This is a genomic window from Kitasatospora sp. NPDC036934 (assembly GCF_055608425.1).
The window spans coordinates 1-8,611 of the sequence record NZ_JBVJQR010000064.1 but is presented as its reverse complement, the minus strand read 5'-3'; the positions used below and the strand labels follow the sequence as shown (position 1 = coordinate 8,611).

General features: G+C 72.0%; 10 protein-coding genes. 7 read left to right on the top strand and 3 right to left on the bottom strand.

What is annotated here, in order from left to right; genetic code table 11:
- Positions 1-161: 161 nt before the first annotated feature.
- A complete protein-coding gene (locus ACZ7BZ_RS38090; protein WP_470362384.1) occupies positions 162-458 on the top strand; it encodes an MTH1187 family thiamine-binding protein in 297 nt (98 codons plus the stop codon).
- A 15-nt stretch (positions 459-473) separates the two neighbouring features.
- Here the strand turns inward: ACZ7BZ_RS38090 and ACZ7BZ_RS38085 are convergent, their stop codons facing one another.
- Entirely contained in the window at positions 474-944 is a 471-nt protein-coding gene (locus ACZ7BZ_RS38085) for a DoxX family protein (protein WP_470362383.1), read from the bottom strand.
- A 149-nt stretch (positions 945-1,093) separates the two neighbouring features.
- Here ACZ7BZ_RS38085 and ACZ7BZ_RS38080 point away from each other — a divergent pair, with 149 nt between their 5' ends.
- The 3 genes from ACZ7BZ_RS38080 (at position 1,094) to ACZ7BZ_RS38070 (ending at position 3,959) form a co-directional block, all read left to right on the top strand.
- Positions 1,094-1,672: a TetR/AcrR family transcriptional regulator gene (locus tag ACZ7BZ_RS38080; protein ID WP_470362382.1), complete on the top strand. Its 579-nt coding sequence runs from the start codon at positions 1,094-1,096 to the stop codon at positions 1,670-1,672.
- 83 nt (positions 1,673-1,755) lie between these two features.
- A complete protein-coding gene (locus ACZ7BZ_RS38075) occupies positions 1,756-3,201 on the top strand; it encodes an MFS transporter (RefSeq protein WP_470362381.1) in 1,446 nt (481 codons plus the stop codon).
- Complete coding sequence (locus tag ACZ7BZ_RS38070; RefSeq protein ID WP_380463742.1) at positions 3,198-3,959, top strand: SDR family NAD(P)-dependent oxidoreductase; 762 nt, start codon at positions 3,198-3,200, stop codon at positions 3,957-3,959. The genes ACZ7BZ_RS38075 and ACZ7BZ_RS38070 overlap by 4 nt, the downstream gene beginning before the upstream one ends.
- Before the next feature lie 10 nt (positions 3,960-3,969).
- Here ACZ7BZ_RS38070 and ACZ7BZ_RS38065 read toward each other — a convergent pair whose 3' ends face one another.
- On the bottom strand, positions 3,970-4,656 hold the full coding sequence (locus tag ACZ7BZ_RS38065; RefSeq protein ID WP_470362380.1) for an SMI1/KNR4 family protein: 687 nt from the start codon (positions 4,654-4,656) through the stop codon (positions 3,970-3,972).
- A 194-nt stretch (positions 4,657-4,850) separates the two neighbouring features.
- Here ACZ7BZ_RS38065 and ACZ7BZ_RS38060 point away from each other — a divergent pair, with 194 nt between their 5' ends.
- From ACZ7BZ_RS38060 to ACZ7BZ_RS38050, 3 genes are all read left to right on the top strand, one after another.
- Entirely contained in the window at positions 4,851-5,771 is a 921-nt protein-coding gene (locus ACZ7BZ_RS38060; protein WP_380463746.1) for a carbohydrate ABC transporter permease, read from the top strand.
- Positions 5,768-6,676: a carbohydrate ABC transporter permease gene (locus ACZ7BZ_RS38055; protein ID WP_470362379.1), complete on the top strand. Its 909-nt coding sequence runs from the start codon at positions 5,768-5,770 to the stop codon at positions 6,674-6,676. Before ACZ7BZ_RS38060 ends, ACZ7BZ_RS38055 begins: the two co-directional genes overlap by 4 nt.
- A 97-nt stretch (positions 6,677-6,773) precedes the next feature.
- Positions 6,774-8,168 (top strand): ABC transporter substrate-binding protein, encoded by a 1,395-nt coding sequence (locus ACZ7BZ_RS38050; protein ID WP_470362378.1) that lies wholly within the window; start codon positions 6,774-6,776, stop codon positions 8,166-8,168.
- A gap of 63 nt (positions 8,169-8,231) precedes the next feature.
- Here the strand turns inward: ACZ7BZ_RS38050 and ACZ7BZ_RS38045 are convergent, their stop codons facing one another.
- The gene (locus tag ACZ7BZ_RS38045; protein WP_380458807.1) at positions 8,232-8,501 is read right to left on the bottom strand and encodes a helix-turn-helix domain-containing protein; all 270 of its coding nucleotides are present in this window, start codon (positions 8,499-8,501) and stop codon (positions 8,232-8,234) included.
- Between the last annotated feature and the right edge of the window lie 110 nt (positions 8,502-8,611).

The window sequence follows — 8,611 nt, the reverse complement described above, 5'->3', positions numbered from 1 at the left end:
TGCCTCCCCATGCCGGTTGGATGTTGGTCGACATCCAACCGGCATGGGCACCTGCATCACCAACCCGGCGAACCTTTGCGGTCAGAGCACTAGCCTGGTCACGGCCCCGAGCACTCGGGGCCGTGACCAGGCGTCATCGGACGTCAGAAAGGTGTGGAACCGTGATCGCAGCTTTTTCGGTGACCCCGCTGGGGATCGGCGAGGACGTGGGGGAGGTGGTGGCCGAGGCCGTCCGGGTGGTCCGGGCGAGCGGTCTGCCGAACCGTACGGACGCCATGTTCACCAGCATCGAGGGGGAGTGGGACGAGGTGATGCCGGTGATCAGGGCGGCGATCGAGGCGGTGAAGGCCCACAGCAACCGGGTCAGCACGGTCATCAAGATCGACGACCGGGCCGGGGTCACCGACGGCCTCACCGCCAAGGTCGCCACGGTGGAGCGGTACTTGACCGAGGGCTGAGTCCGGCCGCGGGGGTCAGCCGGTCGTGGGCGGCCGGGGGCCGGGTTCGGCGGCCGCCGGCCGGCGGGTGGCGAGCAGCCGGTCCAGCGAGTACGGGCCGGAGCCGAGCACCGCGATGGCCAGGAACGCCCAGCAGAACATCACCGAGGGCTCGCCCCCGTTCTGCAGCGGTAGCAGGGCCTGTTCCTGGTGGACGGTGAAGTAGGCGTAGGCCATCGAGCCGGAGCAGAGCAGGGCGGCCGTCCTGGTGCCGATGCCGAGTAACACCAGGGCGCCGCCGAGCAGTTGGATCAGTGCGGCCCACCAGCCCGGCCACTGGCCGAGCGGGAGGCTGCCGCCGCCCTTGGCGCCGCCGAGGACGCCGAAGAGCGAGGCGGCGCCGTGGCAGGAGAAGAGCAGGCCGACGACGATCCGGAAGACCGTCAGCACGAGCGGGCGGGCGGCCTCGACGGCCTGGCGGGGGGTGGGGGGAAAGTGTGCGGGCATGCCGGTGCGCCTCCTGTGGGGGAGGAGGGATGGGGGCGGTAACGCTAGCTTTGGTCTAGTCCACTTGGCAATGCTCCGTCAGGGGTCGGTCCGGATGGCTCGTCAGTCTTTCTTGACCGATCGGTCTGGAAAGGGCTAGCGTTCCCGTCATGGCGCGAACCAAGGAATTCGACCCGGACGCGGCGCTCCAGGCAGCCCTCGAACTGTTCTGGCGGCGCGGCTACGAGGCCACCTCGATGGCCGACCTGGTCGAAGGGCTGGGCATCGCGAGGGCAAGCATCTACGCCACCTTCGGCAGCAAGCACGAGCTCTACCTGCGCGCGCTGGAGCGCTACAACGAGCAGCACGACCCGGGTCTGCTGGCCGAGCTGTCCCAGTCCGGTCCGGTGCTGCCGGCCGTCCGTGCCCTGGTGCGCCGCTACGCGTCGATGGGGGACGAAGACCGCAAGCGCGGCTGCTTCATCACCAACACGGCCGTCGAACTCGCCCCGCACGACGCGGCGGCGGCCCGCCGGGTGGAGGTCAGCTACGGCCACCTGGAGACGGCGCTGACCGCCGCACTGCTGCGCGCCGACGCCCAGGGCGAACTGCCCGCGGGGCGGGAGCCGCGGGCGCTGGCCCGGATGCTGGTGGTGCTGCTGCAGGGCATCCGGGTGGTGGGCAAGACCGCCGACGGCGCACCCCGGGTGCGGGACGCCGCCGAGCAGGCGCTGGTGCTGCTGGACTGACCTCCGGCCGGGTCGACCGGTGTCGAGTGCTGCCCCGTTTCTGGATCGATCGTTCTTGAAAATTTGGTATGGGGGGAGTTTCCATGAGCGTCACCGCGCCGACGACCCGGTCCAGCTTCGCGCTGCTCGGCGTCGTCCAGGCAGTACTGATCTTCACCATCATGATCCTCACCGTGCCACTGCCCCTGGTCGCCCGGGAGCTCGGGCTCGGCCCGTCCGAGGAGTTGCTGCTCAGCGCCGGGTACGGACTCTCCTTCGCCGCGCTGCTGCTGCTCGGCGGGCGACTGACGGACCGCTACGGCGGCCGCCGGATGCTCCGGTGGGGCCTGGCGCTGCTTGCCGCAGCCTCGCTGGCCTGCGCCCTCGCGCCCGACTACCCCGTCCTGCTGGCCGGCCGGTTCGTCCAGGGCGTCGGCGCGGCGCTCATCGCCCCGGCGGCGGTCGCGGTGGTCCGCCGACTGTACCCCCGACCCGCCGCGTACCGGCGGGCGATGGCCACCTGGGGCGGCGTCTCGGTGCTCGGCGCGACCGCCGGCAGCGTGGTGTCGGGCCCGGTCACCGCCGTGGTCTCCTGGCGCTGGCTGTTCGCGGTCCCCGCCCTGGTCGCCCTGGCCGGCCTCGCCCGCTCCGGCGCACTGCCCGCCCCCGCACCCGCCGGCCCCCGCCCGGCACTCGACCTGCGCGGCGCCGCCCTCGCCACCGCCGGTCTCTGCGCGGCGAGTTACGCCCTGGTGGCCTCCACCGACCACGGCTGGCACACCGCCGGAGTGCTCGCCCCACTGGCCGTCGGACTGCTCCTGCTGCTCGCCTTCGTCGGCGCCGAACGCCGCACCGCCGACCCCCTGCTGCCACCCGGCTTCCTCGCCGACCGGCGCCGGGCCACCGCACTGGCCGCCGTGACGGCGACCTCCGCCGGCACCGCCCTGGCCTTCGTCCTGCTCTCGCTCTACCTCCAGCAACTGCGCGACTGGAGCGCCGCCGACACCTCCGCCGCCTTCCTGCCGTACGCCGTCGCCCTGGTGCTCGCCGGCCGGGCGGCCGCGCCGCTGATCGCCCGGTACGGGCCGGTGCCGGTCACCGCCGCCGGCCTCGCACTGGAGGGCGTCGGACTCGCCCTGCTGGCCGGGCTCGACCCCGGCAGCCCCTACGCCACCGGGCTGCTGCCCGCACTGCTCCTGCTGCCCGCCGGAGCTGCCGCGTCCTTCGCGGGGGCGGCCGTGCTCGCCACCGGCGGCGTGGCACCCGAACGGACCGGCCTGGCCGCGGGCGTCTTCAACACCGCCATGGAACTCGGCCCCACCGCCGGGCTGGCCGCCCTGATGGCGCTCGCCGCCACCCGCCCGACCGTCGTCGGCGGCTACGCGGCGGCCTTCGCCGCGGCCGCCGCCGGACTGGCGCTGACCGCCCTCGCGGTCGCCGCACTGCCGCGGAGCGAGCCCACCGGGCCCGGCACCACCAAGGCCCTCACCGCCAAGACCATCACCACCGCACCCGAACACACCACCCAGATCAAGGAGTTCACCTCATGAGCACGCGTTTCGCCGACAAGTCCGTCCTGGTCACCGGCGGCGGCAGCGGCATCGGGCGGGGCATCGCGCTCGCCTTCGCCCAGGAGGGCGCCCGGGTCGCGGTCGCCGGGCGCAGCGTCGGCCCGCTGGCCGAGACCGTCGAGCTGATCGAGCGGGCCGGCGGCAAGGCCGTCGCGCTGACCGGCGACGTGACGAACAGCGCGGACGCCGCCCGGCTGGTCCGGGAGACCGTCGAGCAGTTCGGCGGGCTCGACGTCGCCGTCAACAACGCCGGGGTGTTCGGCGCGGCCGGGCCGGTCGCCGAGATCGACGAGGACGACTTCCGGCGGGTGTTCGAGATCAACGTGACCGGCACCCTGCTGGCGATGAAGCACCAGATCGGCCACATGCGGGCCCACGGCGGCGGCGCCATCGTCAACGTCTCGTCCAACCTGGGCGTCCACAAGCGGCTCGAGGGCGTCGGCGCCTACTCGGCCAGCAAGGCCGCCGTCACCGTGCTCACCCGCTCCGCCGCCCGGGACCACATCGGCGAGGGCGTGCGGATCAATTCCGTCAGCCCGGGCCCGGTGGACACCCCGATGTCGACCCGGCCCGGCGAGAGCGACGCCGACAAGAGCGACCGGATGAAGTCCGAGGTGCCGGTCGGCCGGTCCGGAGCGGTCGCCGAGATCGCCGCCGCCGTGCTGTACCTGGCCTCGCCGGAGGCGGGCTACACCGTCGGCGCGGACCTGGTGCTGGACGGCGGCGTCACGGCCTGACCGGCGCGGCTCAGCCGTTCAACCAGCCCCCGGGCACGGCTCCGTAGAGCTCGTCGAGCGCTTCCGGAGTCCGTGCCCGGACCGCGATCCAGGCGTCCCTGACGGCCTGGACCAGGACGTCCGGGCCCTGGTACCAGCGGCACTCCCGGCCGAGGGCAGGCAACTCCCTGAAAACGTCCGGGAGTTCGACATCGGAATCGAGGAAGTCGGTCAACTCGTCGTCCTCCAGCAGCTTCTCGCTCATCGCCATCACCGCCGCCGCCGTCGAGAAGCGCTCCTCCCAGGGCTCCCACCGCTCCAGCGACTTGTCCGCGAGGTCCGCCCGGCCCACCGTCGGCGGGTCGGCCTGCGCCAGGTCGCCGAGCAGCACGCCCCAGTGGGCGCAGCCCTGGTTCTCCGCCCGGTAGACCAACGCGCCGTCCAGAACGTGGAGCTCGTCCGGCGACAGCAGCACGTCCTGGGAGCTGGTGAGGTCGGCCCGGCGCCCGAACAACCGGTACGCCTCGCGCAGTGCGGTCGGCAGTCGCAGCCCCAGCCGCTGCTCCGCCGCGTGCAGCTCGGCGTCGGTGAAGCCGTCCTGCGGCCCCAGCGGCGCGCCCCAGTACGCGGCGAAGCCCCGGACGAGGGCCCAGGCGCCGTCGCGGCCGCCCGGTGTCGCGGCCATCGCGGCCCGCATGTCGAAGTCGGTGTCGTCCACCGTCGCACCGTACGACACCCCGCTGACAGGCCGTCGCCGTGGCGGTGGACGTGCTTGCACGGACGACCGGCCGAACCTGACGCGAACGCGTAATCCCGCCGACACCGGTTGATCACCGAGGGGTTCCCGCACCGTCGTTCGGGCAAGAAACGGTTTCGGCCGGAACCGACACACGAAAGGCGGACGCGCCAGCAATGCCGACCGCACCGCACCCCGTGCCCCTCCCGGGCCGTCGAAGCCGCTGGGGTGAGCACGGCCTCGCCTGGGCCTTCCTGCTGCCCTCCCTGGTGGTGTTCGTCCTGTTCATCGGCTATCCGCTGGGGCGGACGATCTACCTGAGCGGGCACGCCAACGACCTCTTCGGCGCGCCCTCCCGCTACGTCGGGTTCAAGCACTACACCGACCTGCTGTCCTCGGCCGACTTCGGCCGGACGCTGGTCACCACCGCGCTGTTCACCCTGCTCACCGTGGTGCCGGGGGTGCTCGGCGCGCTGGTGCTGGTGCTGCTCCTGGAGAACCGGATCCGGGGCGTACGGCTGCTGCGCTCCGCCTTCGCGCTGCCCTTCGCCTTCTCCGTGGCCAGCGCCTCGGTGGTGTTCGCAGTGTTCTTCAACCCGGCCAGCGGGGTGCTCAACGGGCTGCTGTCGCACGTCGGCCTGGGGCCGGTCGGCTGGCTCACCGACTCCCGGTACGCGCTGCTCTCGGTGGCCCTGACCACGGTCTGGATGAACCTCGGCTACAACGTGCTGGTGCTCTCCGCGGGCATCGGCTCGATCCCCGGTGAGGTGGTCGAGGCGGCCCGGATCGACGGGGCCTCCGGACTGCGGCTGGCCCGCTCGATCACCGTCCCGATGCTCGGCCCGAACCTGTTCTTCCTGACGGTGGTCTCCACCGTCCACGCCCTGCAGAGTTTCGGCCAGATCCACATCCTCACCAAGGGCGGGCCGGACGGCTCCACCCGGACGCTGGTCTACTCCGTCTACGAGAAGGCCTTCGCCTACGGCTCCAGCGACTTCGGCACGGCGAGCGCCCAGGCCGTGGTGCTGCTGGTGGTCGTCCTCGCCTGCACGGCCGTCCAGTTCGGCGTCCTGGAGCGGAAGGTGCACTACGCATGAGCTCGACCACCACGACCGCCGACGCCCGGCCCGAGGCCGGCGCCTCCAGCCCGCGCCCCCGCCCCCGCGCCCTCGCCGGGCGCTCCCCGCGCGACCTGCTCGGCCGCGCCGCCGTCTACCTGCTGCTCGCCGTCGCCGTGGTCACGGTGGCCTTCCCGGTGTACTACGCGGTCGTCGGAGCCTTCATGGATCCGTCCGAACTCGCCTCCTACCCGCCCGCGTTGGTGCCGCACTCGGTCACCGGGCGGAACTTCTCCGGCGCGGTGGACACCATCCCGCTGTTCCGGCAGTACGCCAACTCGGCGATCACCGCGACCGCCATCACCCTCGCCCAGTTGGTCACCTCGATCCTGGCCGCGTACGCCTTCGTCTTCCTGCCGCTGAAGGCGCGCGCGGTGGTGTTCGCGGTGTTCCTGGCCACGCTGATGGTCCCGTGGGAGGCCATCATCATCCCCAACTACCTGACGCTGTCGGACTGGGGGCTCGGCAACACCTACTTCGGCCTCGTCCTGCCGTTCCTGGCCTCCGGCTTCGGCACCTTCATGCTGCGCCAGGCCTTCCGGCAGCTGCCCGGCGAACTGCGCGACGCGGCCCGGATCGACGGCGCGGGCCACTGGCGCTTCCTGTGGCGGATCGTCGTCCCGCTCAACAAGCCGGCCCTGGCGGCACTGTCGATCTACGTCTTCCTGTCGGCCTGGAACCAGTACTTCTGGCCGCTCATCATCATCCGCACCGCCGACATGCAGACCCTGCAGATCGGTCTGACCTCGCTGCGCGACTCCGAGATGGCCGACCCCGGCCTGATCCTGGCCGGCGTGGTGCTCTCGCTGCTGCCCACCCTCGCCCTGGTGGTCTTCGGGCAGCGCTTCATCGTCCGCGGCCTGACCGCGGGCGCCGTCCGCTGAGCCGGCCGCCGTGCTGGCCGCTGAACCCGCCGTCCGCTGAACCCGCCGTACGTTCCCGACACGTTCCCGATGCCCGACCGGAAAGAAAGAGAACCTCGTGAAGAAGAGTGCACGCGCGCTCGCGGCCCTGCTGGTGGCCGGCCTGTCCCTGACCGCCTGCAGCTCCAGCGGCTCCGGCTCCGGATCCGGTGGCTCCGCCGACGCCGGCGCGCCCGGTGCCCAGGCGCTCGACCAGGCCTCCGGCGTCACCACCGTCGAGTTCTGGCACTCGATGACCGGCAAGAACGCCGATGTGCTGAACGGGCTGGTCAAGGACTTCAACGCGGCCCACCAGGGCAAGATCGAGGTCAAGGCGCAGTTCCAGGGCAAGTACGACGAGCTGGTCACCAAGTACAAGGCCGCGGTGCAGCAGAAGGGCACGCCCGCCCTGGTGCAGGTCTACGACATCGGCACCCGCTTCATGATCGACTCCAAGCAGACCGTCCCCGCCCAGGCCTTCGTCGACAAGGACGGCTACTCGCTGGCCGACCTCGACCCCAACATCCGCAACTACTACTCGGCCAAGGGCAAGCTCGTCTCGATGCCGTTCAACTCCTCGATGCCGCTGCTCTACCTGAACACCGACGCCTTCAAGGAGGCCGGCCTCGACCCGGCGCAGCCGCCCAAGGACCTCAACGAGCTGGCCGACCTGGCCAAGAAGCTGACCAAGAAGGACGCCGACGGCAAGACCGTCCGCTACGGCTTCGGCGCCGCCATCTACGGCTGGTTCGTCGAGGAGCTGCTCGCCGAGTCCGGCACCATGTACTGCGACGGCGACAACGGCCGCAGCGACAAGGCGTCCAAGGTCGTGTTCGACTCCGCCCAGGGCGCGCAGATCGTGCAGTGGTGGGCCGATCTGGTCAAGGGCGGCTACGCGGCCAACACCGGCCGGGTCACCGATGACGCCCAGGCCGCCTTCAAGGCCGGCACGGTCGCGATGCACCTGGAGTCCACCGGCGTCCTGCGCGGCTACACCGAGGCCGCCAAGTTCGGCGTCGGCACCGCGGCCTTCCCGAAGGTCAGCGCCGCCGACCAGGGCGGCCCGATCATCGGCGGCGCCTCGCTGTGGATCAGCGGCCCCGGCCACTCGGACGCCGAGAAGCGCGCCGCCTGGGAGTTCGAGAAGTTCCTCACCGGACCCGAGCAGCAGGCCGTCTGGCACACCGGGACGGGTTACTTCCCGGTCAACACGAAGTCGCTTGACGACCCCAAGGACAAGGAGTGGGTGGGCAAGTACCCGCAGTTCCAGACGGCCGTCGACCAGCTGAAGGCCACCAAGCCCACCCCGGCCACCGCCGGCTGCCTGCTCGGTGTGATGCCGCAGGCCCGCAAGGGCGTGGAGACCGCCATCGAGCAGACCATCGCCGGCAGCAAGTCCGCCCAGCAGGCCCTGGCCGACGCGGCCAAGGAACTCCAGCCCGCGATCGAGAGCTACACCAGCTCGGTCGGCTGACCGGACCACCCCTCGACGGACGACGGCCCGCCGGCGCAGCACGCGCCGGGCGGGCCGTCGCCGTCACGCCGAGAGCGCCGCGCCGTCCTCCGGCAGCGCACACGCGGCGGCCAGCTCGTCGAGGGAGAGGTCGAGCGCGAACGCCAGCGCCGCGATGGTGAAGAACGACGGGGTCGGCGCCCGCCCCGTCTCGATCTTCCGCAGCGTCTCCGCCGAGACACCGGCCACCGCCGCCACCTCGACCATGCTGCGCCCACCACGCGCCTCACGCAGCAGCACCCCGAAGCGCTCCCCGCGCTCGCGCTCCCACGGGGTCAGCGGAGTCCTCACCATGCCGTCGAGTCTAGGGCCAATGCCGGTGACTTAGGTTGTGGCGGCTCTGCTGGTGATCGTGATGACGGCCGGGAGCGGTGGTGGCCAGTCGCGGTGTTGGGCGCGTTTGA